The organism is Marinobacter azerbaijanicus (assembly GCF_030250645.1).
Taxonomy (GTDB): Bacteria; Pseudomonadota; Gammaproteobacteria; order Pseudomonadales; family Oleiphilaceae; genus Marinobacter; species Marinobacter azerbaijanicus.
On sequence record NZ_JASSVS010000001.1, the window covers coordinates 340,358 to 365,164 of the forward strand.

The following is a 24,807-nucleotide window of genomic DNA, read 5'->3' on the forward strand; positions in this document are numbered from 1 at the left end:
AGTGTGCTCCTGATTCGCGTTACTGATTCTCTGACGTATTTTCTTTGTCTTCGCCAGCCTTGGCGACCGGCTTGCGACGACGGATATGCAGCTCCCGCAGCTGCTTATCGTCCACTTCGCCAGGCGCCTGGGTCATCAGACAGGTGGCGCTCTGGGTTTTCGGGAAGGCGATCACGTCGCGAATGGAGCTGGCGCCGGTCATCAGCATGATCAGGCGATCCAGTCCAAAGGCCAGGCCACCATGGGGAGGACAACCATACTTGAGCGCATCCAGCAGGAACCCGAACTTGGCACGTGCCTCTTCGTGGCCGATACCCAGGGTGCGGAATACACTCTCCTGCATCTTTTCGTCGTGGATACGAATGGAGCCACCACCCAGCTCGGTGCCGTTCAGCACCATGTCGTAGGCGCGAGACAATGCGGTTGCCGGCGAAGCTTCCAGTTCGGCGGCTGAACAGGATGGAGCTGTAAACGGATGGTGTATTGCAGTCAGGCCGCCGTCCGCTGTTTCCTCGAACATCGGGAAATCCACGACCCACAGCGGCGCCCACTCGGAAGTCAGCATATTCAGGTCATGGCCGACCTTGATGCGCAGCGCACCCAGCGCCTCGTTGACAACGTTGGTCTTGTCTGCACCGAAGAACACGATATCGCCATCTTCTGCACCGGCACGTTCAATAACTGCCAGCGCAATGTCATCTCCAAGGAACTTGATGATCGGCGACTGAAGACCTTCCACACCCTTCGACAGGTCATTGACCTTGATGTAAGCCAGGCCCTTGGCACCATAGATACCCACGTATTTTGTGTAGTCATCGATCTGCTTGCGGGTCAGCTCGCCGCCCCTGGGAACACGCAGGGCAGCCACACGGCCCTTGGGGTCGTTGGCGGGACCGGCAAATACCTTGAAATCCACCCCGGCAACCAGATCACCTACATCCACCAGTTCGAGCGGGATCCGCAAGTCCGGCTTGTCACTGCCGTAACGCTGCATGGCCTCCGAATAAGGCATGCGAGGGAACTTGGGCAGATTCACTTCCAGTACATCCCGGAACAGTGAACGAATCATGTCTTCGTTCAGCGTCATCAGCGTTTCCTCGTCAATGAACGAGGCTTCCACGTCAACCTGGGTAAACTCCGGCTGACGATCAGCACGCAGATCCTCATCGCGGAAACACTTGGCAATCTGGTAATACCGGTCAACACCGGACACCATCAGCAACTGTTTGAACAACTGCGGCGACTGGGGCAGCGCGAAGAAGGAACCTTCGTGGGTCCGGCTGGGAACCAGATAGTCACGGGCACCCTCCGGTGTTGCTCGGGTCAGGATCGGGGTTTCCACGTCCATGAAGCCGTTGCTGTCCAGGAAGTTACGGATATAGCTGGTAACCCTGGAACGGAAACGCAGGCGGTTCAGCATTTCCGGGCGACGCAGGTCCACAAAACGGTACTTCAGGCGAACATCTTCGCCCACATCCACATGCTCATCCAGCGGGAACGGAGGCGTGGCTGCAGCGTTCAGAATGTTCAGCTGCTTGCCCAGAAGCTCCACCTGCCCGGTGGACATGTTGGCGTTCTCGGTACCGGCAGGACGACGGCGCACCCGGCCTGTCACCTGGATAACGAATTCACTGCGGACTTTCTCCGCCAGATTGAAGCTCTCGGGAGTATCCGGGTCGAATACCACCTGGGAAATGCCATCCCGGTCACGGAGGTCCAGAAAGATCACTCCGCCGTGGTCGCGGCGACGGTGAACCCAACCGCAAAGTGTGACTTCCTGATCGATGTGAGATTCGTTGATTCCACCGCAATAATGACTGCGCATACCGGTTCCCGTTGTGTGTAATGTGTGCTGACGTATTCGTTTGACTCAAAGTTCTGGGCAAACAGGTGGAGATGGCCTTCCGAAACCGTGCGGAGCCATGGATGGCGGAGCCGAGCGTACACGGACGTATTTACAGCGTGTTTCGGAAGGCCATCTCCACCTGCTTGCCTGCACCAAGTCCTGATCGCGAAAATTAACTGGCGACCTTACTGGAAAAGCGGCCCATTATAAACACAATAGACGTGAAAATCAGGCTTCCGTCACCGTGGGTGACGGTAAATCCATTGGCCGCTAAACTAGGCCGCTTTACCAGCCCTTGGAGTCGCCCGTGTCAGCCAGAGCCGAACAGAAACTTCGCACTCGCCGCGCCCTTATGGATGCCGCCCTCGCCCAGCTGAGTGCGGACCGTGGCTTTGGCAGTTTGAGCCTGCGGGAAGTGGCACGCGAGGCCGGCATAGCGCCTACCTCCTTCTACCGTCACTTTGCCGAACTGGACGAACTCGGGCTGGCACTGGTGGATGAAGGCGGCGTGGCCCTGCGCCAACTGATGCGTCAGGCGCGCAAACGGATCGCAAGGGATGGCAGCGCCATCAGCACGTCGGTTGACACATTCATGGAATACCTGGGCAACAACTCCAACCTGTTCCGCCTTATGCTCAGGGAAAGTACTGGCGTGTCGAAATCCTTCCGCACCGCCATCAAGGCTGAAATCGATCATTTCGTGACCGAGCTGGCAGCAGACCTGGCGCGAATTGCAGAGGAACAGAAAAAGCCGCTGTCTGACCCGAAACTGGTAGCCGAGGCCATGGTCACCCTGGTATTCAACCAGGGCGCCGAGGCCCTCGATGCCACCCCCAAGGAACGGGACGAGCTCAAGGTGAAGCTAAAAACCGAACTCAGAATGGTCCTCGTAGGCTCAAGAACCCTCAGCAGGCACTCGGTGGGGAAGTAACCCACCGCCCCCACGCGTCGGATGACAAATATTTGGAACCTTACGGATCCAAAAACCGTCAATGACGTGGGATAGAGCCTATCCTCCATTGTTGTTTCGTCGCCTGATCACGGCGACTTTCTGCCCGCCAGCCGGCGGGCTTTTTTTGTCAGGCCTGATTCAGGCTGTCAACAAGTGGAGCCAGCCGGCGTTCAAGTTCAGCCAGCTCGGCATCCCCATAGGGTTTGGGAGGTAACTTACCCCAGACCGGCCCGGGCCATGCCGGATCACCGTCAAAACGCACAATGTGATGCAGGTGAAGCTGCGGCACCATATTGCCCAATGCCGCCACATTCAGCTTGTCACCGCCATATAACTCCATCATGCCCTTCCCGAGCACGGAAGACTCCGCCAGCAACTGCTGTTGCTGTTCCTGAGTCAGCTGATAGATCTCACGGACATCCGCAACACGGGGCACCAATAGAACCCAGGGCCAGTTGCTGTCGTTCATCAGCCGGATCTCACACAATCCGCTCTGCCCCAGGCTGATCGTATCTGCCTCGAGGCGCTCATGTAGCACAAATGGTTGCTCAGCCCCACTCATATCAGGCTCCGTGGAACTGATTCCGGCCGCGGCCAATGGCGTAATAGATCATGCCGTGGCGCTCCAGCATTTCAGGCTCGTACAGGTTACGGCCGTCGAACACAGCGGGCTCTTTGAGAGCCGCCGCGATTGCCTCAAAGTCCGGCGAACGGAACTCCTTCCATTCGGTACAGATCGCCAGCACATCGGCGCCTTTCAGTGCCTGCTCCTTGGTGCCGCAAAGGGTCAGGCCGGGCTGGTCACCGAAGATGCGCTGGGTCTCTTCCATGGCTTCAGGGTCAAAGGCCTGAACACTGGCTCCGGCGTTCCAGAGGTCCTGCATCAGGGTACGGGAGGCAGCTTCACGCATGTCATCGGTATTGGGTTTGAAGGCCAGGCCCCAAAGGGCAATCACCTTGCCTCTCAGATCACTGTTGAAATAGTGGCTGATCTTGTCGAACAGCACATGTTTCTGAGCACTGTTCACGGCTTCAACCGCGTTCAGCAGCCTGGAGTCGTAGTCACAGTCCCTGGCTGTACGGGCCAGTGCCTGAACGTCCTTGGGAAAACAGGAACCACCGTATCCGCAGCCGGGGTAAATGAAGTGATAGCCAATGCGGGGGTCGGAGCCAATACCCCGGCGAACGTTTTCGATATCCGCACCCAGCCGTTCCGCCAGGTTGGCAATCTCGTTCATGAAGCTGATCTTTGTTGCGAGCATGGAGTTGGCTGCGTACTTGGTCAGCTCTGCCGAACGGATATCCATGAAGATCATGCGGTCGTGGCTGCGGTTGAACGGGTAATAGACCTCGTGCAGGAGCTCCATGGCACGTTCGCTGTCGGTACCCACGATAATGCGGTCCGGCTTCATGAAGTCGTTGATGGCCGCGCCTTCTTTCAGGAATTCAGGGTTGGAGACCACATCGAATTCCAGCTCCAACCCGCGCTTGTCGAGTTGCGAACGCACTGCATCCCTGACTTTGTCTCCGGTACCAACAGGCACGGTGGATTTATCCACGACCACCTTGTAATCGTCCATATACTGGCCGATGGATTTGGCCACCGCAGTCACGTACTGGAGATCAGCGGACCCGTCTTCATCCGGTGGCGTACCCACCGCAATGAATTGCAGAACGCCGTGGGCAACGGCTTCTTCGGTATCCGTGGTAAATGCCAGGCGGCCGGCTTCCACGGTATGCCTGACGATGGACTCGAGCCCCGGTTCGTAGATAGGAATCTGTCCGTTCTTGAGCTTCTCGATCTTGGCCTGATCCACGTCCATACAAAGAACATGATGGCCTACATCTGCCAGGCAGGCTCCGGTAACAAGCCCCACGTAACCGGTACCAAAAATCGTAATTTTCATCCGTTAGAACCCTGATGTCTGAAATGTGTATTGTGCGTCAGAAAACGGCCGTATCAGCCCTGTTTTTCGTGCCAGATCTTTTCCCACGCCAGCGCCGTGCCGACGATGGTATTCAGGTCGTCGTAATCCGGCTGCCAGCCAAGTACCTGTTTGATTCGCGAATTATCGGCCATCAGCGCGGCAGGGTCCCCTGCCCTGCGGCCGGTTTCCTGCACCGGGAAGTCGTTGCCTGATTTGCGTTTGACCACGTCAATCACTTCACGCACGGTAAATCCGCGGCCATAGCCGCAATTCAGAACCCGCGACTCGCCACCACCTGCCATGTAGTCCAGCGCCATGACATGGGCCTTGGCCAGATCTTCCACGTGGATATAATCGCGGATGCAGGTACCGTCACGGGTGTCGTAGTCGGTGCCGAAGACGCTCATGCCGTCACGCTTTCCGGTGACACACTCACACGCCACCTTGATCAGATGGGTAGCCTCAGGCGTTGCCTGTCCCAGCAAACCCTCCGGATTAGCGCCGGCCACGTTAAAGTAGCGCAGAATAACGTAATTCAGAGACGATGCGGCCGCCAGATCCATGATCATCCGCTCACTCATCATTTTGGATGCGCCATAGGGGTTGATTGGCGCCAGGGGGAGGTCTTCGGTCAGCACGGTTTCTTCGGGCATGCCGTAGACTGCCGCAGTTGACGAAAACACCATGTACGGAACCTGGTACTGCTCGACGGCTTTGAGCAGGTTAAGCGTGTTGCGGGTGTTGTTGCTGTAATACTTGAGGGGGTTTTCAACCGACTCCGGCACCACAATATTAGCCGCAAAATGCAGGACGGCTTCGAATTGATGACGGCTGAACAGGTCCGCGATGGCCTGCTCGTCGGCAAGGTCGCCTACAACCAGTTCTCCGCAGGTGACGGCCCAGCGATAGCCGGTGGAGAGGTTATCAAAAACAACGATGTCGTGCCCGGCCTCGCCCAATTGCCTGACTACGTGACTGCCTATATAGCCGGCTCCGCCGGTTACCAGAACTTTCATGATCGGTACTCACTCCTTCCCTGAAAACAACTGCCTCCGGCGACGGATATCTGCCCGCCGTCGTGCGAAAAAATCACTGATAATACCACTGCACTGCTCGGCCAGAACGCCGCCAGTAGACTCAACACGCCAGTTCAGGTGTCCTTCTTCGAGCGTTTGCCGGGCAGATTCAACAGCGCCGGCTTTGGGCTCGGCCGCGCCATAAACAAGACGGCTGACGCGGCTGTGGACGATAGCGCCCACACACATGGTACAAGGCTCAAGGGTGACGTAAAGCGTGGCACCCGGCAACCGGTAATTTGCTACCCGGCGGGCGGCATCACGCAGCGCCCGGATTTCAGCGTGGGCAGTGGGGTCGCACCCACTGATCGGGGCGTTAAACCCTGAGCCGATTTCCTTACCGTCGAGAACCACCACGGCACCAACCGGAACCTCTCCGGCGGATGCTGCCTGCCCTGCCAGCTGCAGGGCCCGGGCCATCCAGGCCTCATCGTCATCCTTATTGATCATGATTTACTGCCTTGAAGACCCAGTAGTCGAGGCTCCGGAAAACTGCGTGGCACGGCTACAAAGATAAAAACCGTCAGGATTTTTTACATTACGCAGCCAGCCTGTAGGAGCGGCGCATGAGCAATAACTTGAATCTATTGGACTATTTTCAAGGCTGGGATCGATTGGCCCAAACCTTGCCTCATTAACTACGCATACTCATGCAGTAATGAGCCGCCGTTCTGTTACGTGAGGGTGACACAGTGCCGACAGATTTTCCCACAAACTCCGCGCAAGACAAAGTCCTGTGCGTGGTGAGTGTGGCGGCTTTGGTTATGGTGTCTGGGGGGGCAGAAAAATGAAGCATACACTTATCGTTGCCATTCTGGCCACGGCGAGCTTCACAATGTCCAGCTGCAGAACAATGGAAACTGTTTCCAAGGAGGACATCGGAACTGTGGCCGGCGCCATTGGTGGCGCCTGGGTTGGACATAGAGTCGGGGGCGACAACAAGACACTGGCAACAGCTGTTGGTGCTGCCGGGGGAGCCCTTATTGGCAGGACCATTGGTCGAATGCTTGATGAGCGTGACCGGCAACGCCTGTCGGCTTCAACCCATGAAACCATTCGCACCGGCCAGCCCCGCAGCTGGCACAACCCCGAAACCGGTGTAAGCGCGAAGACTTCTGTCAAACAGACGACAACCCAACAGGAGCAAACTCAGGTCAGAGTGCTCAAGGGTAAGGTCAAGGAAGTGCCACCCCTGGAGTTTATTGGTGAGGAATACAGCCCGGGAGGCAATGTCAATGTGCGCGGCGGACCGGGCACAGATTATGTTGTTGTCGACACGCTTCGGGCTGGAGAACACATCAATGTCGTGGGCAAGGTCAAAGACAAGCCCTGGTACATGGTATCCCGGGGGGGCGTCGGTAGCGGCTTTGTCTATTCAACATTATTGACGTCCGTGCCGGAAGAAAACCGGACTGGCGACGCAAATCAAGACCCTGTTCCGGAATCTCAAGTCCAGCGTGCAGCGGTGAGCGCCACTCGGGATTGCCGCGTGGTTACTCAGGAAGTAACACTGGATAACGGTAAAACAACCGCTGAGGAGGTTACCGCCTGCCGTGGTCCCGACGGCTGGGAAATCGTGTAACGCCCCAAAAACTGAAGGCAGGGAGCTTGCCTCAAAGACCTGCTGCCCCGCCCTGTTGTCTGTCGCAAACCGTTCCGGGGGGACCTGTCAGTGCCTTACAACAACGATATACCACTTGCAGCTGGTTTTTTTCTTTCGCTGGTTATTATCGGGCTGATCCTACCCCAGGCAGTCCACGCCAGCCAGCGACAGTTGCTGACACATCAGGGTATCCGGGTGGTGGTTGACGAGGGCGAAGACTGGTGCGGCGAATCCGTTGATGTCCGCTTGCTGTCCGATAGCAAGGCGGACTTTTCCGATAATCGTAGAATGCTGGAAAAGCTCCTGGGCGGAATACGCGCGACCATGGGATTCGAATGCCCTCAGGTTAGCCACATCAATCTGGTTGGTATGGTCGATACGCTCAGGGTTTATGAAGGTTACGCGTCCGCGACTGAGGGGTGGCGGTTAAACAGCGAGTATCTTCCGGAGCAACCCGAGCCCTCAGCCTCGCCCAGTGCTTCGTCTCAATCAGAGCCGGAGCCTGAAACCGCTCCCGCGTCTACTCAGCCCGGCGTAGAAGTTTCTCCGACGACTGCGCCACGCTCTCAGGACAACGGGCCAGGCAGCACAGGTAGTAGTTGGTGGATCTGGTTTTTTCTACTGATTCCTGCAGGTGGCGCAATCTGGTGGTACGTATTCCGAAAACCTGCAGCAGCCACCCCATCCGACACTCAACCAGGCGAACAGTCTGTTAACCAGCCCCGTTCTGCGGACGCTCGTGAGGCCCCCTCGAAAGAAATGGAGGACCTTCCGGAAGAAGAGGACGAGCAATGGGAGTCGAATTCTTCAAGTGCAACTTACCTGACAGAAGCAGACGCCGATGACTTGTTATCGGTGCAGCGAGCCAAGTACCAGGCCCGCCTGTCAGAGGCCGCGGACAAACTCACCCAGGCCAGAATGGAGTACCAGAAACGCCAGTCCGGTACCAAAGAAATTCAGAAGGCTATCCAGAAATTTGGCGATGCATTATCTGCCAACACTCGCAGCGCACTGGCGGCTCGTTTTGGCAGTGCCAGAAAGGCCTTGTTGCGCGCGGTCACCTTGTCAGCACTGTGGCGACTCTTCCGGCGCCTGCCAATTGGTTTCAAGCTCGTCATTGTTGGTGCGATCCTATGGGCGACTTACGGAACCTATGATCAATACAAGTATTATTCACCAGAATACCTCGCCCAAGAGGCACTGGGCCTGCTTCTGGTGATCCTGGCAATTTATGCTGCAACTGTCGCCCTCTTGTTCTTTTACGAAAAGCGCGCTCTGGTGACAGGAGGTTACAAGGCCATGAAGATGCATGCAGGCAACCTGAAAAAGGTTGAGCTGTGGCATTTCTATAGATCCCAGGGTTTTCAGGATCAACACTACAAGGCGATGTCCCTGTCTCCCAGCAGGAGCACCGGCCCTGAAACCGAGCGACTATTCCCGGTCAATGGAACTGTGGCAAAGCAGAGCCTTGCCGGCCGGGGCATGATTAATCTTCTGAACGATAAATCATTCTGCTGTTACGCATTGTCTGACGAAAAACTGGCTGGCGGCCTACTGTCGTGGGACACTGAAAACGAATTCATGAAAAGCTACGGCCAGGTGCTGGTCGACAGTCTTTCTGAAATTGAGTCGCAGATCCACGAAGATTACCAGCAACTGAGAGGGCTTGCGGAGGCCCTCTGGAAGATCCGGCGCCTCGAGGATGAAATCCCCCGGATTGAAAATCTCATCCGTAACGTTGAAACGCTGGAACAGATCTGGCGCAACATCAGCGTCAGTGATGACGTCTTTGATTTCCTGTTGAAACGTATCGACCTGTTTAATCTCGGCGACAAAGCTGTTCCGGCCGGCATTCTGCTTTACGGGTATCCGGGCAATGGCAAACGTTTCCTGGCAGAAATGATCGCCCGATCCGTTGGCGCCAGTTTTGTTGAGATCACGGCTTCGGATATGCGCAATGCCGATGAGGTTAAAGGCATCTGGGAAAAGTACCGCAACGCGCTGAATACGGTGCTTTTTATCGATAATGCCGAGCAGATATTTGCAAAGCCCGGGTCAGAGCATGCCGATGGCGCGTCCAAGGAAATTACCCTGGCCTGGACAGATGAATGGGCCAGACTGAACCCCGCACAGCAACGGGTGTGGATCGTGCTGTCAGCCCAGAATGAACAGGATCTGCATTCTTCCATACTATCCCGCCTGGGCAGCTCGAAGATCGAGATCAAGGCCCCGGATGAAGCTGGTCGCCGCCTGATCCTCCAGCAGGCCTGCAAGGAGCACGAGGTTCCGCTCCCGGTTCCTGACGATGTGGTGAAGAACACCAATGGCGCTTCAGTGCGTGAATTGCGCGACATCGTTGCTGAAGTCCGACTGCAATCCTATCCCGGCACTCCGACTCCGGACCAATGGAAACAATCGATCGTCAGCGTCAGGGGTGCCGATGCGTCGATAAGGGATGAAACCAAGACCTGGGACCGCCTCATACTGCCCGCCGCAATCAAGGAGCAGCTCAGGTCCATAACCAGAATCCTGGTCCAGGCCGAACAATTCAGGAAACATGGTATCGAGCCACCCAAAGGGCTGCTGCTTTATGGCCCTCCCGGTACGGGTAAAACCGAGATCGCACGGACGCTGGCCAACGAAAGCGGATTACAGTTTATTGCCGCTAGCACCGCGGATATGAAAGGCCAGTATATTGGCCAGTCCGGCCAGATGGTGCGGGAAGTTTTCGCCAGGGCACGCGCGAATGCACCGAGCATTCTGTTTATCGATGAGATCGAATCTATTGCCGCCAACCGTAGCTCCAGCGACGCTGACACTTTCACCAAAGAGATCGTAACCCAGCTGCTACAGGAAATGGATGGCATCCAGAAGAACGAACGTCATGTGTTTGTGCTGGCCGCAACCAATATTCCTGACTCTATTGATGCTGCCATCCTGTCCCGCTTTCGCAACAAGCTTGAGATCCCTTTGCCAGATGTGGAAGGCCGCCGCGAGATACTGCGCGCTATGCTGCAATCGCGCCTTAACAATCCGACTTTCGATATTGATGAGGCTGCTATCAAACTCGCCCGGCAACTCAGAAACAAAAGTGGTCGCGATCTGAGGAACTTTATTGACCGTGCATTGGAGCGCGAAGTCATGCGAGCTGGCAGCCCGGACGATATTAACCTCTCCATTGAATCGCTGATAGAAGAAGCCATTGCCATGCAGGGCGATAACGCTTTCAAGGATGCCAGTAAAACCTGGGATCGCCTGGTGCTGCCTGTCGATATCAAGGAACAGCTACAGAACATCACACGCATTCTGGTGGATGCGGAAAAGTTCCAGCAAAAGGGTGTGGAAGCGCCCAAGGCAATACTGCTATTTGGCCCTCCCGGCACTGGTAAGACCGAGATTGCGCGCACCCTCGCCAATGAGAGTGGCCTTGAATTCATGAGTGCCAGCACAGCGGATATGAAGGCGGGTTATATCGGACAGTCGGGGCAATTGGTCAAGAATGTATTTGCCAATGCGCGCGCCAATGCGCCCTGCATACTGTTTATCGACGAGATTGAGTCGATTGCTGCCAAACGCGGCTCCCGTCTTGCCGATCAGTTTACCCAGGAAATCGTGACTCAGATGCTGCAGGAGATGGATGGAATCCAGAAACAGGGCGGTAAAGAAGCGCACGTTTTCGTGCTGGCGGCGACCAATATGCCAGAGACAATTGATAGTGCCATCAACTCGCGTTTCACTGCACGGATCGAGATACCTCTACCAGATGAAGCCGGGCGCCGTGACATTCTCCGTGGGTTATTGGGGACGCGCGTCTTCAATGCCAGCTTTGATATTGACGAAGCTGCCGAAAAGCTGGCGTCGGTACTCAAAGGCAAAAGTGGCCGGGACCTCAAAAACTTTGTCAATCGAGCACTCGAACGTGAAGCATTACGCGCTGGCAGCCCCGATGAAATCAACCTGACCCTTGCGGGGCTGATGGATGAGGCCATGCCCAAGGCCAATGAAATAACCGATGATGAGCTGAGCCGGGTCTGGTCCAGGATGGTATTGCCGCCCACGGTGAAAGATTCGGTGATCAACAAGATCCGTATGTTCAACCGCGCAGACCCGGCAGCGCCAAAAGGGCTGTTGCTGTATGGCCCGCCCGGGACGGGAAAAACCGAAATTGCACGCAGGATCGCCGACTCGACCGGTGGTCATTTCATGTCATTATCGATTCCTGATCTCAAGGCGGGTCATGTCGGCGGCAGCGGCGAACGTGTTCGCAAGATCTGGGAGGAGGCCCGGGACCGTGGGCGTGCCGTGATTTTTGTTGATGAATGTGAAGGCATGTTTGCTCGGCGCGGTTCTGTGAATTCCGACGCGGCTTCTGATGAGCTGGTGCAGGCTTTCCTGGCAGAGTGGGATGGGGTCGCTTCTTCCGATCAAATCTGGGTGGTGGGCGCCACCAACCGACGTGACCTTCTGGATGAGGCCATTGTGTCGCGTTTTGGCGCAGCAGTGGAAATTGGCCTACCGGACGCGGATGGTCGCAAGCAGATCCTTAAGCTTGAGATGGAGAAGCTCGGCCGTGAACCCGATATACCCGAGCATGTCGGCAACGCCACAAACGGGTTCTCTGGTCGCAACCTGGCCACATTGGCACGCGATATATGTACCCTCGCGGCAGAGAAAGGTGAAATCGGCGACGATGACTGGAATGCCACAATCAGACAGCAGACTGGCGCGATCAGCGACAAGGTATCTGATGATGCGCATTGGGATTCCCTGATAATAGACAATGAAACTCTGGACAAGCTTCAGACCGTGTGCGGCATGCTGCAACATATTGAAGTATTGCAGGAACAAGGCGTCAAGCCGCCCCGCGGCATGTTGCTCTATGGGCCGCCCGGTACCGGAAAAACCCAGATTGCACGTACTCTGGCCAATGAAAGTGGGGTGCAGTTTATCGCTGCGGCGACTGCAGATCTTAAAGCAGGCTATGTGGGCCAGTCAGGACAGAAAGTGAAGGAAGTCTTCGAGCGGGCCCGCAGCCGTGCTCCATCCATACTGTTTATTGATGAGATGGAATCAGTAGCCCCCAGTCGTAACAGTTCGGGGTCGGATCAGTTTACCCAGGAAATTGTGACCCAGATGCTGCAGGAGCTGGATGGCGTCAAATCGAACGATGCTCATGTGTTCCTGCTGGCGGCAACCAACATTCCGGATGCCATCGACTCCGCCATCCTGTCCCGGTTACCGGAAAAAATCCAGATTCCACTGCCTGGTGAGGCCGAGCGCGAACGCCTGTTTGCACTGTTCCTCAAAGACATCAAGAACACCCGGTTTGATGTGGAAACCGCAACACGCATACTCGCCAGCCATTATTCCCGGGTCAGCGGTCGCGATATCCGCGGTATCGTGGACAACGCGCAACAGAAAGCAGTGCGCCGTGCACTGCAGGAAGGAACGCCAGATAACATTGTGGTGTTCATGGAGGATCTGGGAATTGACCAGCAAACGGCGGATGAATCATGAGTACAGAGTCTGGAGGTCGACCCAGGAATCAGGAGCGGACACGCCAGCCGGCAAAGGGTCAACGGCACCACAACCAGCAGGACAAGAGGAACCGGCAGAAGCAGGCAGCCCCAGAGCTGAAACCACTTCCCGAGACAGTATCCTCGAGCACGGCCAGCAAGAAAAGCCGGCAGGAAGCACAGGTTATCAGCGACGTTGTCAGTCAGGGCAGCAGTGGAGAGCAGAACATTACGGTGGAGTGGTATTGGGAGCAGATTGGCAACAACATGCCCTGTGGCTGGATTATCGGCACAGCAACGGGTAATGGGCTTGAGGCAACTGTTACTCAGCTTTCTTACGTTAAGGTTTATAGCGCCGCCTCAAGCCTGAAAACCGGCCTTGTGCCACTGGCGCCCGAGGGTACAAAAGGCACGGTCGAGATTATCGATACCACAACCAGCGAGAAACGCGAGATCGAGTTCTACTGGTACTCCTTCGGACTGTTCGGCATGTTGCGGCGTTTTATCAAGAAACTTTTCACCAGTAAAAAGAATTGAACGACAAAAAACGCATGCCAGACATGATCACGCGCCACTCGCTCTGGAGGTATTTGGGCTATGAATCCTCTGATGCACTGGATATCCGAAAACGTCATTCTTACGATGATCATTCTGGTGGTCATTGTGGCGGCATTATGGCGTTACCGTTTTATTACCATTGGGGGTGTGGTGCTCATTCTTGCGCTAGGCCATTATGCCCAGCTATTCAGTGGGATGGAGAAAAGGGCCAGTGAAACAGAATCCGCCTATGTGAGCTGCCTGCACAGGGAATTATGCGCAACAGGGTCAGCGCGTTGTCCGGTATGTAACGGCTTGCCCGATTCTGATCGGGAGGAGTGTCTGCAGGCACAGATTGATATGGAAGGCCTGGATACATCCAACCGCATTCTAGCCACTTGCCTGGCATCCCACGAAAAATCCTATATCAGGGATGCTCTGGATAATATCTGGAATGCCATCAAGCCATTATAGGGATGCACCACTTCAGCGCAATTCAGGCATTTATTCCACACTCCGTGATGCTCCGCTACATCATCGGCGCATAGCGCCTGGACCGGTCAGAGATGGTCACTCCCATTCGATGGTAGCAGGCGGCTTAGAGGAAATATCGTAGGTTACCCGTGAAACCCCCTCAATCTCATTGATAATACGGTTGGAAACCGTTTCCAGCAGATCATAAGGCAGATGCGCCCAGCGTGCGGTCATGAAGTCGATGGTTTCCACTGCACGCAGTGCCACCACGTATTCATACCGACGTGCGTCCCCCACAACTCCCACTGACTTGACCGGCAGGAAGACAGCAAAGGCCTGGCTGGTTTTGTGATAGAAGTCGGCCCGGTGCAGTTCTTCCAGGAAGATGGCATCGGCACGGCGGAGAATCTCGGCGTATTCCTTCTTGACCTCACCCAGAATCCGCACGCCCAGGCCAGGTCCGGGGAATGGGTGGCGGTACACCATGTCATAAGGAAGACCCAGTTCAAGCCCGATGCGACGCACCTCGTCCTTGAACAGCTCCCGCAAGGGCTCCACGAGTTTCATTTTCATGGTTTCCGGCAGCCCGCCCACATTGTGGTGGGATTTGATGACATGGGCCTTACCGGTCTTGGAGGCGGCAGACTCGATGACATCCGGATAAATGGTGCCCTGGGCCAGCCAGTTCACATCGCGAATATTGGCGGCCTCCTCATCGAATACATCAATAAAGGTGTTGCCGATAATCTTGCGCTTCTTCTCCGGGTCATCAACACCCTTCAGCTTGGACAGGAACAGGTCTTCCGCATCCACACGGATAACCTTGACGCCCATGTTACTGGCGAACATGTCCATCACCTGGTCGCCCTCATGCAGGCGCAGCAGGCCATTGTCCACGAACACGCAGGTTAACTGGTCGCCGATGGCCTTGTGCAACAACGCGGCAGTAACTGAGGAATCAACACCGCCGGAGAGCCCAAGCAACACCTTGTCTTCACCAACCTGGTTACGAATCTGCTCAACAGCATCTTCAACAATCTTGGCGGGAGTCCACAAGGCTTCACACCGGCAGATGTTCAGCACGAAATGCTCGAGAATACGCTTGCCCTGCAGCGTGTGGGTCACTTCCGGGTGAAACTGGACACCGTAAAGGTTGCGACTGACATCCTGCATGGCGGAAATGGGCGCGCTTTCTGTGGATGCCAGCAGCTCAAAGCCCTCGGGCATGACCACAACCTTGTCACCGTGGCTCATCCACACATCCAGGAGGGAATCGCCGTTAGCCGTCAGGTGGTCGGTTATATCCTGGAGCAATGGCCCCTTGGCACGCACCTTGACCTGGGAGTAGCCGAATTCACGTTTCTCGGAACTGGCCACGCGTCCTCCGAGCTGTTCCGCCATGGTCTGCATGCCGTAGCAGATACCGAGTACCGGAATGCCTTTTTCAAACAGACCTTCGGGTGCGCGCGGGCCACCCAGCTTGGTAACCGACTCGGGGCCGCCGGCCAGGATGATGCCCTGGGGATTGAAGTCCTTCAGTTCCTGATCAGTGATATCAAAAGGCTTGATCTCACAATAGACACCGATTTCCCGAACGCGACGTGCAATGAGCTGGGTGTACTGGGAGCCAAAATCGAGAATCAGAATGCGGTGGTCGTGGATGTTGTGGGCCATGAAATCCTCGGATCAGAAAGAAAAAGCGCGGCTCATACCGTGAGCCGCGCCTGGAACGACAATAATCAGCCGATACGGTAGTTGGGGGCTTCCTTGGTGATGGTCACGTCATGGACGTGGCTTTCACGCATGCCGGCATTGGTGATGCGAACAAACTCCGGCTTGGTGCGCATTTCTTCCATGGTGGCACAACCGGTGTAACCCATGGACGCCCGCAGGCCTCCCATCAACTGGTGAACAATGTTCCGCATTGGCCCTTTGCAGGCCACTCGGCCTTCAATACCTTCAGGGACCAGCTTCTCAATGCCTTTGCTGGCGTCCTGGAAATACCGGTCGCTGGAACCCTGCCCCATGGCTCCCAGAGACCCCATGCCCCGGTACGCCTTGTAACTGCGGCCCTGGAACAGCTCGATTTCACCCGGCGCCTCGTCAGTACCGGCAAGCAGGCTTCCAATCATCACGCTGTAGGCACCAGCGGCAATCGCCTTGGAAATATCACCAGAGAAGCGCACACCGCCATCGGCGATCACCGGGACACCCCGGTCTTTCAGCGCTGCGGCAACGTTCGAAACTGCGGTAATCTGGGGCACACCAATGCCGGCAACAATACGGGTAGTACAGATTGAACCAGGGCCGATACCAACCTTGACGGCGTCCGCACCAGCGTCTGCCAGGTCAATTGCCGCCGCCGAAGTGGCGATGTTACCGCCGATTACCTGAACCTCGGGAAAATGCTCCTTGATCCAGCGAACCCGGTCAATAACGCCCTTGGAGTGGCCGTGTGCGGTATCCACAACAATCACGTCCACGCCGGCCTCAACCAGTGCAGCAACCCGGGCCTCCGTGTCAGCGCCGGTACCGACTGCTGCACCGGCCCGGAGACGACCCTGATCGTCTTTGCACGCCAGCGGATAATCTTTGGCTTTCTGGATATCCTTTACGGTGATCAGGCCCCGTAACTCAAAATCATCGTTCACCACCAGCACTTTCTCGATACGGTGGCGATGCAGCAGTTCCTTGACATCTTCCAGGTCCGCCCCTTCCCTCACCGTCACCAGCTTGTCCTTGCCGGTCATGATGTCTGAAACAGGGGTATCGAGGCGGCTCTCAAAACGGATATCCCGACCGGTCACAATGCCTACCAGGTCGCGACCATCCACCACCGGCAGACCGGAAATGCTGTTGGCCATGGTGATATCGACCAGTTCACGGACAGTGGTGTCCGGCGTTACGGTGATGGGATCCTTGACGACACCGCTTTCGAATTTCTTTACCTTACGGACCGCTGCTGCCTGCTGCTCCACAGACATACTCTTGTGCATGATGCCAATGCCGCCTTCCTGGGCCATGGCAATGGCCAGATCTGCCTCGGTAACGGTATCCATCGCCGATGACAGCAGCGGAATATTCAGGGTGATAGCTTTGGTCAGTTGCGTTTGCAGGCTGACCTGGTGAGGAAGAACCTCTGAATGTCCAGGAACGAGTAGTACATCGTCAAAGGTGAGGGCTTCTTCGGCAATTCGCAGCATTGGGATCCGCCTTTTGAACATGCTAGATTGGAGGATTCCGGTGCCGCACCCTGAGGGCGACGGCAAAGCAAAATCCTTAATCGACCTATTATAAATGGGCCTTGGTTGACAGTAAACCGGCGTTGTTTGATACCCGGGTTGCATCTTTTTGAATTTTCGCTATTTTTACCCTCCACTTTCGGCTTGTGCGTATACATCAACACGGAGCACCCCTTTGGACAGCGGTTTTCAGGATTCCCGGCCCCGGGCACTGAGTGTCAGCGAACTGAATCATCAGGCCCGCCACCTGCTTGAGGCCAGCTTCATGCAGGTCTGGGTTGAAGGGGAGCTGTCCGGCTTCTCCCGACCTTCCTCCGGTCACTGGTATTTCTCACTGAAAGACCGCAAGTGCCAGATTCGCTGCGCCATGTTCCGGGGCTTTAATCAGCGGGTCAGGGAAATTCCGAAGGAAGGCGATCAGGTACGCATTCGGGGCAAGGTGACTCTCTACGAGAATCGGGGCGACTTCCAGATCATTGTGGAACATATCGAGCCGGCCGGGCTGGGAGCACTGCAACAGGCTTTTGAGGAGCTGAAGCGGAAACTGCAGCAGGAAGGACTGTTTGATACCGCCCGCAAGAAACCCCTACCCACAACACCGAGGCATATCGGGGTGGTCACTTCACCGACCGGTGCCGCCATTCACGATATCCTGACGGTGCTCGCACGTCGATGCCCGGCCATACCGGTAACCCTTTACCCGACAGCCGTTCAGGGTAAACCCGCTACCGCCGATATTGTCCGCGCCATTGACCGGGCTGTGCGCCACGGTGTCGCCGATGTACTGATTATTGGCCGTGGCGGGGGTTCCCTGGAGGATCTGTGGTGTTTTAATGAAGAAGCTGTGGCCAGGGCAATCGCGGAATGCCCGTTGCCGACCGTCAGTGCAGTGGGCCACGAAGTGGACGTCACCATCGCTGATTTCGTGGCTGACCTGCGCGCGCCGACACCGTCCGCTGCTGCCGAAAAGATCTCCCCCGACCAGAATGACTGGTTGCGACAACTCCGGGAGCGCGAACTGAGACTCGCGAGTGCGGCCAGCCGCGCCCTCAAACGCATGCAAACCCGGCTGGAGCACCTGTCTGTGCGGCTCCGGGATCCCCGCCGGGAGCTTATGGATAAAGCCCAGCGCCTGGACGAACTGGACCTGCGACTGGGCAAGGCCGTGGCACGCCGTCTGGAGCGGGACCGGGTCAGGGTTGAACATCTGGGCCAGCGCCTGGCGATGCAGTCTCCGGCCAGACAGCTCAGTGACAGCCAGGCCAATATCACCCTGCTTGCCGATCGACTGATCCGGGCCATGCGGGAAACCATCACCCGGCAACGGGAGCGACTGGAGCATATCGGCCAGACCCTCCACGTGGTCAGCCCCCTGGCTACCCTGGGGCGCGGGTATGCGATTGTCCAGCAGGAAAATGGCGACATTGTTCGCCGGGCGGAAAACCTTCGCCCCGGTGAAAAAATCACCGCCCGGGTTGCCAGCGGAGAGCTCGAAGCAAAGGTGATTTCAATCAATTCCGGCAGCCAATAACCACCAAAAAGACAGAAACTTAGCCTATGGTCTAGTAGTCCTCCACCTCAAACCGCTTACAGTTGTGGGTAGTATCAACAAAACAACAACAGCACTACGAGGTGGATGTTATGGACTACCACTCCGAATTCAGGCGATCCATCGACCGGCCTGATGAATTCTGGCGGGAAAAGGCGTCTGCCATTGACTGGATTGAGCCGCCGAAGACCATCTGGCAGCCCACTGACAACGGCCACGGCCAATGGTTTCCGGATGGCGTTCTGAACACGTCGGATATCGCACTGGACGCCAACATCCGCGCCGGCCGTGGCGAACAGAAAGCGCTGATCTACGATTCCCCGGTTACCGGCACCACCGAATCCTATACCTACAACGAGCTGACCCGAGCAGTCGCAACCTTTGCCGGTGCGCTTCAGGACCGTGGCGTCACCAAAGGGGACCGGGTCGTCATTTATATGCCAATGGTGCCGCAAGCCGTCATTGCCATGCTTGGCTGCGCCCGTATTGGCGCCATTCACTCCGTAGTGTTCGGGGGCTTTGCCTCCCATGAACTGGCGGTTCGCATCAACGACGCGACACCCAAGGCTGTGATTACCGCCTCCTGTGGCATCGAGGTAAAGAAGGTTATTGAGTACAAGCCACTGGTAGACAAGGCAATCGACCAGGCAGACCACAAACCGGAGTGCTGCATCGTGTTTCAGCGCCCACAGGTTCGGGCTGAACTCAAGGACGGCCGGGATTATGACTGGAATGAGCTGGTCGCCCAGGCGAAACCGGTGGACCCTGTTCCGGTAAAAGCCACCGACCCGCTCTACATCCTTTACACCTCCGGTACCACCGGCAAACCCAAGGGGGTTGTCCGGGACAACGGTGGCCATGCCGTTGCACTTCGCTACAGCATGCAACTGGTTTATGACGCCAGTCCGGGTGACGTTTACTGGGCCGCATCCGACGTAGGCTGGGTGGTTGGCCACAGTTATATTGTTTACGCCCCTCTCTTTGCCGGGTGCACCACAATCCTCTACGAAGGAAAACCGGTAAAAACGCCAGATGCCGGCGCTTTCTGGCGCGTGGTTCAGGACCACGGCGTCAATCTGCTGTTTACGGCGCCCACGGCCTTCCGCGCGGTACGAAAGGAAGACCCGGAGGCCGACGAGCTGTCCCGCTACGACATCAGCTCCCTCAAACGGATTTTCCTGGCGGGAGAGCGGCTCGATCCGCCCACCTACGAGTGGCTGAAGGAACATACCCGCCTGCCAATCCTTGATCACTGGTGGCAGACGGAAACCGGCTGGGCAATCTGCTGCAACCCGGTTGGCATTGAGATGATGGAGACCAAACCCGGCTCCGCCACAGTCCCCTCACCGGGTTACAACGTTCAGGTGGTGGATATGGAAGGAAGCCAGGTTCCGGCCGGCGAACAGGGCCAGATTGCTGTCAAGCTGCCGCTGCCCCCGGGGTGCATGACAACGGTGTGGGGCGACGATGCCCGCTTCTGCAAGACCTACCTGGAGCCCATCCCGGGATTCTACAGTTCTGGCGACGGTGGTTATATCGATGACGACGGCTATGTGTTCGTCATGGGGCGCACCGATGATGTTATCAATGTCGCCGGTCACCGGCTCTCTACTGGCGAAATGGAGGAAGTTGTGGCTGCACACCCTGCCATTGCCGAGTGCTGCGTGGTTGGCGCCCATGATGAAATGAAGGGCCAGATTCCCATCGGACTGGTGCTGATCAAGGATGGGGCTACCATTGATCATGACGAGCTGGAGGAAGAACTGGTCGAGATGGTTCGGGAGAAGATTGGCGCCATCGCCTGTTTTCGCCGGGCGCTGGTGGTGGATCGCCTACCGAAAACCCGGTCCGGCAAGATTCTGCGTCGGGTTATCCGCCAGATTGCCGACGGCGAACAGTATTCCGTGCCCAGCACCATTGATGACCCCTCGATACTGGAAGAGATCAGCCAGCAGTTCAAACATCGATAACACGGCAGGATCCCAAGGCGCCGTCGCCAGTTGAAGCCTGCCAGTCGGCAGCGCTTCGATTGGCGACGGTCGCATTACAACCTGTTGTTTTCTGGGCTTAAAAAACTTGAATAAAGTTTGAAAAAAAGCGTTGACGCACTCCCAGCTCGGTCTATACTGAAAATGCTGTGAAAATACAGCGGTATTTGGTGAATGCGTTCCAACGTCCTGCCCAAGCGCTCTTCGTTGCCTCTTTCCTCAGTACTTTCTGGATTTTTACAGCATCGGTAATTCCACAGGAATACCGACGGTCCCGTGAGGGCAAAATCTCGGAAATACAGGAAAGATCAATGTCAGATGATACAAAAACAGGCCACGTGAAGTGGTTCAACGAGTCCAAGGGCTTTGGTTTCATCGCCCAGGACGGCGGCAGTGACGTTTTCGTTCACTACAGTGCAATCAACGCAAGCGGATTCCGCACCCTGACAGAAGGTCAGCAGGTGCAGTTTACCGTTACACAGGGTCCGAAAGGCCCGCAGGCGGAAAATGTAACCCCGGTCTGAGGTTTACGTGTCCCCGCCCTATGCCCCTCACGGGCACAGGGAATTCGAGAAAGCCGGCAGCCGCCGGCTTTCTCTATCTCAGGCATCTGCCACGGCTGTCTCTTCACGGCCAACCCGGTGCTGGTCATCCTCACCCACCACCTGGGCGACCGCTGAAAAAAGCGCCTGGAGCGTGGCCGACGTGGTATCTTCCGCCAATGCCGCCGCACTGCAGTGCTGGCCATTAACGGTGACCCGTATACAGGCAAGTGCATTGGCGTTGGTGCCCTCTCCCAGAGCAAATTCGTCGTACGCCTCTACCGCCAGGGACAGACCATATTCGGATTCGAGCGCTGCGGAAACAGCCTCCACAGCACCCAGGCCATGCCCCTTCAGTGTGACAGGCTCCTCGGCCGAGCCAATGCTGACTGTCGCCGCAACCCCCTCATCATCACGATGCAGATCGTAGGACCTGAGTTCCCAGGCCCGGCTTACCTTCAGGTAACGATCTTCAAACAGGCGGTGAATGGTCAGTGAGTCGATTTCCCCACCGTTGGTTTCTGCTTCACGCTGAACCAGCTTACTGAACTCGATCTGCAACCAGCGCGGCAGGCTGATGTTGTAGTCACGCTCAAGTACATAAGCAACGCCACCTTTACCCGACTGGCTATTGATGCGGACCACCTCCTCGTATCGGCGGCCAAGATCCCGCGGGTCGATAGGCAGATACGCCACGTGCCAGGTATCGCCTTCCTTGCGTTTGGCCAGGCACTTGCGTATGGCGTCCTGGTGGCTCCCGGAAAACGCCGTGAACACAAGTTCGCCGGCATAGGGATGACGCGGATGGGTGGATATTTCGGTACAGGCTTCCACCACGTCGGTAATCTCGGCCATACCGGAAAGGTCCAGGGTAGGGTCCACGCCCTGGGAGTAGAGGTTCATGGCCATGGTTACCAGGTCCATGTTGCCCGTACGCTCACCATTACCCATCAACGTACCTTCCACCCGGTCAGCACCGGCCATCACCGCCAGTTCCGCCGCTGCAACGGCACAGCCGCGATCGTTATGGGTATGAACGCTGATGCTGATGTGCTCCCGGTAACGGACCCTGTCACAGATCCATTCAATCTGGTCGGCAAACACATTGGGAGTGGCCATTTCCACGGTGGCCGGCAGGTTGATCACTACTGGCTGCCCCTGGTCGGGACGCCAGACATCGTTCACCGCGTCTATCACCTCCGCTGCATACTCCAGTTCCGTGCCGGTGAAGCTCTCCGGTGAGTACTGGAAGGTCCACTCAGTATCAGGGTATTTCTCGGCATTCGCCTTGACGATGCGGGCACCGTTAACAGCGATGTCCCTGATACCGGCCCGGTCCATGCCAAACACCTGCTCCCGCTGGACTGTCGAGGTTGAGTTATACACATGGACGATGGCCTTGCGAGCACCTTTCAGGGCCTCATAGGTACGCTCGATCAGTTCCGGTCGCGCCTGGGTAAGCACCTGGATATGGACGTCCTCGGGAATCCTGTCTTCCTCAATCAGCTTGCGGCAGAAATCGAAATCCGGCTGGCTTGCAGCGGGAAAGCCGATCTCGATTTCCTTGAACCCCAGTTTCACCAGCAAATCGAACATCCGCTGCTTCTGGGCCACCGACATCGGCTTCACCAGCGCCTGGTTGCCATCGCGGAGGTCTACAGCACAAAACCGCGGTGCGCGGATGATGGTCTTGTCCGGCCAGCGACGATCCGTTTTTGCCACCGGTGTAAACGCAACGTATTTACGATGATCAAATGCCATTGGGGTGATTCCTTGCTGTTCTGACTGGGAATTCATTGATTATGCGTCAGGATAACGCGTCAACCGGGGAAAATGATTGCTTTTTTGCCTTTTAAACGCCAAGAATAGCTATATTATTTCAACAGAATCCGCTGGAGTGGCATTTTATGTCAGGTTCCGAGAAAACACTTGTCAAAATCGACAGAATTGACCGCAACCTCCTTGAGCAATTGCAACGGGACGGTTCCCTGACCAACCAGGAGCTGGCAGACAAGGTAGGGCTCTCACCTTCTCCCTGCCTGCGACGGGTTCGCGCCCTGGAAGATGCGGGCGTCATTGTCCGCAAGGTAACCATTCTCGACCACAAGAAACTGGGCCTGTCCCTCACCGCTATTATCCTCATCGGAATGGACAGGCACACACCCGAGCGATTTGCCGAATTTGAAAAACAGGTGGGCGAGTACCCGGAAGTGCAGGAGTGTTACCTGATTACCGGCCAGGATGCCGACTACATGTTAAAGGTTGTGGTACCAGACATGGACCATTATCACCACTTCCTGCTCAATCGAATTACCCGTATCCAGGGTGTCAGTGGTGTTCACTCCAGCTTTGTCTTGAGACGGGTTATCGACAGCACGGCCCTGCCTCTGGGGTATCTTTCCTGACGGGCTAGCTTACCAGCTCTGCCAGATAGGCCCGAGCCATGCACTTCAACTCCGCGACCATCGACTGGGCCTGCTCCTCGGGCAATGTGGCCGCAAGCCTGAGCACGGTCCCGGTTGACCGGGGCAGCATCAGGCTCGCTGTCCAGCGACGGTCCGCGGGTATGCCTGGGCAGTCATCCTTGAGGCGGTTGTCCAGATCCCGGGCGTGGCTGTATAACTCGCGGGTATCCAGTTCGCGCAACTCAGGCATTGATTCAACGCCACTCCAGATGGCGGAATAGGCAGGCTCAGTGCGATAGAACTCGTAGAACAGGTCGATCAGCACATCCACCGCGTCTACAAGGTCCAGGGTTTCAAGCCGTTCCCGTAATGCAGCTTCCATGCGCTCGACATGTTCCTCAGCAATGGCCTTGACGATGGCGGTCTTGTTGGGGAAGTATCGGTAAAGAGACGCGAGTGACATGCCCGAACGACGGGCAATCGCAGACATACTGGTAGCGTCCACTCCGAGTTCGTGAAAGATCGAAGCTGCATGGCGGAGAATGCTTCTGACCCGCTCCCGACTCCTGGCCTGCACGGGACGGCGGCGGGGTGTCACGTTTACGGATTCTTCGGTCATATCTCCTACTTTATTCGCCATTGTAAGGTAAAGCATAGCTGCCAGTGACGTGGGCGACCAGTTTCTGCTCCTCTCCTTCCCCGGACAGTAATCGGACTTCGCAAAAAGCAATCCTTCTTCCCCGCCGCAATACCGTGGCCTCGGCAAACAGATCGGCAGGCGCCGGCTTCTGCAGGAAATTGATGGAAAGGTTGCTGGTTACCGCCATTTCCACCCTACCGATGGCGGCCATCACGGCGGCATACATGGACGCGTCAGCCAGCGCCATCTGCACCGGCCCGGACAGGGTGCCGCCCGGGCGAATCAGCCGCTCCGAAAATACCAGTCGGGTGCGGGCATAGCCCTGGCTCCCAGCTTCGTCGACAGTAAAGCCGATATCCTCTGCCATGGGCACGCCAGCCCGTATTACTGCTTCAACTTCAGCGGCTGTCAGGGTCACTCGCTACTCTCCATATGTCCATCTGTACCTCGTGGCGATCGCTCCGTACAATAGCGGCCACTACATGATAAATAAAGAATCCTCTCTCAAC

General features: G+C 56.5%; 19 protein-coding genes. 9 read left to right on the top strand and 10 right to left on the bottom strand.

From position 1 onward, the window contains the following. Positions 1 to 19: 19 nt before the first annotated feature. Positions 20 to 1,825 carry an aspartate--tRNA ligase gene (aspS, locus tag QPM17_RS01590; protein WP_285388208.1) on the bottom strand — a complete coding sequence of 602 codons (1,806 nt, stop codon included), beginning with the start codon at positions 1,823 to 1,825 and terminating at the stop codon, positions 20 to 22. Positions 1,826 to 2,153: 328 nt separating this feature from the next. Between aspS and fabR the strand changes: the two genes are divergently transcribed. Then, complete coding sequence (gene fabR / locus QPM17_RS01595; RefSeq protein WP_285388211.1) at positions 2,154 to 2,777, top strand: HTH-type transcriptional repressor FabR; 624 nt, start codon at positions 2,154 to 2,156, stop codon at positions 2,775 to 2,777. A gap of 148 nt (positions 2,778 to 2,925) precedes the next feature. On the opposite strand, the gene QPM17_RS01600 is transcribed toward fabR, so the two are convergent. Genes QPM17_RS01600 through tadA form a run of 4 tightly spaced genes read right to left on the bottom strand, consistent with a single transcriptional unit; the run spans position 2,926 to position 6,252 of the window. Beyond that, the gene (locus QPM17_RS01600; protein ID WP_285388214.1) at positions 2,926 to 3,360 is read right to left on the bottom strand and encodes an HIT domain-containing protein; all 435 of its coding nucleotides are present in this window, start codon (positions 3,358 to 3,360) and stop codon (positions 2,926 to 2,928) included. Between the two features lies 1 nt (position 3,361). After that, positions 3,362 to 4,705, bottom strand: a complete 1,344-nt coding sequence (locus tag QPM17_RS01605; protein ID WP_285388215.1) for a UDP-glucose dehydrogenase family protein — start codon at positions 4,703 to 4,705, stop codon at positions 3,362 to 3,364. Between the two features lie 53 nt (positions 4,706 to 4,758). Next, positions 4,759 to 5,742, bottom strand: coding sequence for a UDP-glucose 4-epimerase GalE (gene galE / locus QPM17_RS01610; protein WP_285388217.1), 984 nt, complete (start codon positions 5,740 to 5,742; stop codon positions 4,759 to 4,761). A 9-nt stretch (positions 5,743 to 5,751) separates the two neighbouring features. Continuing rightward, positions 5,752 to 6,252, bottom strand: coding sequence for a tRNA adenosine(34) deaminase TadA (gene tadA / locus QPM17_RS01615; protein WP_285388219.1), 501 nt, complete (start codon positions 6,250 to 6,252; stop codon positions 5,752 to 5,754). Between the two features lie 337 nt (positions 6,253 to 6,589). Between tadA and QPM17_RS01620 the strand changes: the two genes are divergently transcribed. The 4 genes from QPM17_RS01620 (at position 6,590) to QPM17_RS01635 (ending at position 13,932) form a co-directional block, all read left to right on the top strand. Further along, positions 6,590 to 7,384, top strand: coding sequence for an SH3 domain-containing protein (locus tag QPM17_RS01620; RefSeq protein WP_285388221.1), 795 nt, complete (start codon positions 6,590 to 6,592; stop codon positions 7,382 to 7,384). 90 nt (positions 7,385 to 7,474) lie between these two features. Beyond that, a complete protein-coding gene (locus QPM17_RS01625) occupies positions 7,475 to 12,922 on the top strand; it encodes an AAA family ATPase (protein WP_285388223.1) in 5,448 nt (1,815 codons plus the stop codon). Beyond that, positions 12,919 to 13,458 (top strand): hypothetical protein, encoded by a 540-nt coding sequence (locus QPM17_RS01630; protein ID WP_285388225.1) that lies wholly within the window; start codon positions 12,919 to 12,921, stop codon positions 13,456 to 13,458. Before QPM17_RS01625 ends, QPM17_RS01630 begins: the two co-directional genes overlap by 4 nt. A gap of 60 nt (positions 13,459 to 13,518) precedes the next feature. Beyond that, positions 13,519 to 13,932, top strand: a complete 414-nt coding sequence (locus tag QPM17_RS01635) for a hypothetical protein (protein ID WP_285388228.1) — start codon at positions 13,519 to 13,521, stop codon at positions 13,930 to 13,932. 96 nt (positions 13,933 to 14,028) lie between these two features. Here the strand turns inward: QPM17_RS01635 and guaA are convergent, their stop codons facing one another. Together guaA and guaB are read right to left on the bottom strand one after the other, a co-directional pair. Beyond that, on the bottom strand, positions 14,029 to 15,606 hold the full coding sequence (gene guaA / locus QPM17_RS01640) for a glutamine-hydrolyzing GMP synthase (RefSeq protein WP_285388230.1): 1,578 nt from the start codon (positions 15,604 to 15,606) through the stop codon (positions 14,029 to 14,031). Positions 15,607 to 15,671: 65 nt separating this feature from the next. Then, complete coding sequence (gene guaB, locus QPM17_RS01645; RefSeq protein WP_285388232.1) at positions 15,672 to 17,135, bottom strand: IMP dehydrogenase; 1,464 nt, start codon at positions 17,133 to 17,135, stop codon at positions 15,672 to 15,674. Between the two features lie 214 nt (positions 17,136 to 17,349). On the opposite strand from guaB, the gene xseA reads away from it, so the two are divergent. The 3 genes from xseA (at position 17,350) to QPM17_RS01660 (ending at position 21,235) form a co-directional block, all read left to right on the top strand. Next, a complete protein-coding gene (gene xseA / locus QPM17_RS01650; RefSeq protein ID WP_285388236.1) occupies positions 17,350 to 18,705 on the top strand; it encodes an exodeoxyribonuclease VII large subunit in 1,356 nt (451 codons plus the stop codon). Positions 18,706 to 18,767: 62 nt separating this feature from the next. Continuing rightward, on the top strand, positions 18,768 to 20,693 hold the full coding sequence (locus QPM17_RS01655; protein WP_285388239.1) for an acetate--CoA ligase: 1,926 nt from the start codon (positions 18,768 to 18,770) through the stop codon (positions 20,691 to 20,693). A gap of 329 nt (positions 20,694 to 21,022) precedes the next feature. Next, complete coding sequence (locus tag QPM17_RS01660) at positions 21,023 to 21,235, top strand: cold-shock protein (protein ID WP_027832312.1); 213 nt, start codon at positions 21,023 to 21,025, stop codon at positions 21,233 to 21,235. A 78-nt stretch (positions 21,236 to 21,313) separates the two neighbouring features. Here QPM17_RS01660 and leuA read toward each other — a convergent pair whose 3' ends face one another. After that, positions 21,314 to 23,014 carry a 2-isopropylmalate synthase gene (gene leuA / locus QPM17_RS01665; protein WP_285388245.1) on the bottom strand — a complete coding sequence of 567 codons (1,701 nt, stop codon included), beginning with the start codon at positions 23,012 to 23,014 and terminating at the stop codon, positions 21,314 to 21,316. A gap of 146 nt (positions 23,015 to 23,160) precedes the next feature. Here leuA and QPM17_RS01670 point away from each other — a divergent pair, with 146 nt between their 5' ends. Continuing rightward, positions 23,161 to 23,658: an Lrp/AsnC family transcriptional regulator gene (locus tag QPM17_RS01670; RefSeq protein WP_285388247.1), complete on the top strand. Its 498-nt coding sequence runs from the start codon at positions 23,161 to 23,163 to the stop codon at positions 23,656 to 23,658. 4 nt (positions 23,659 to 23,662) lie between these two features. On the opposite strand, the gene QPM17_RS01675 is transcribed toward QPM17_RS01670, so the two are convergent. Beyond that, positions 23,663 to 24,277 carry a TetR/AcrR family transcriptional regulator gene (locus QPM17_RS01675; protein WP_285388248.1) on the bottom strand — a complete coding sequence of 205 codons (615 nt, stop codon included), beginning with the start codon at positions 24,275 to 24,277 and terminating at the stop codon, positions 23,663 to 23,665. Positions 24,278 to 24,287: 10 nt separating this feature from the next. After that, positions 24,288 to 24,716, bottom strand: coding sequence for a PaaI family thioesterase (locus QPM17_RS01680; protein WP_285388249.1), 429 nt, complete (start codon positions 24,714 to 24,716; stop codon positions 24,288 to 24,290). Positions 24,717 to 24,807 lie beyond the last annotated feature (91 nt).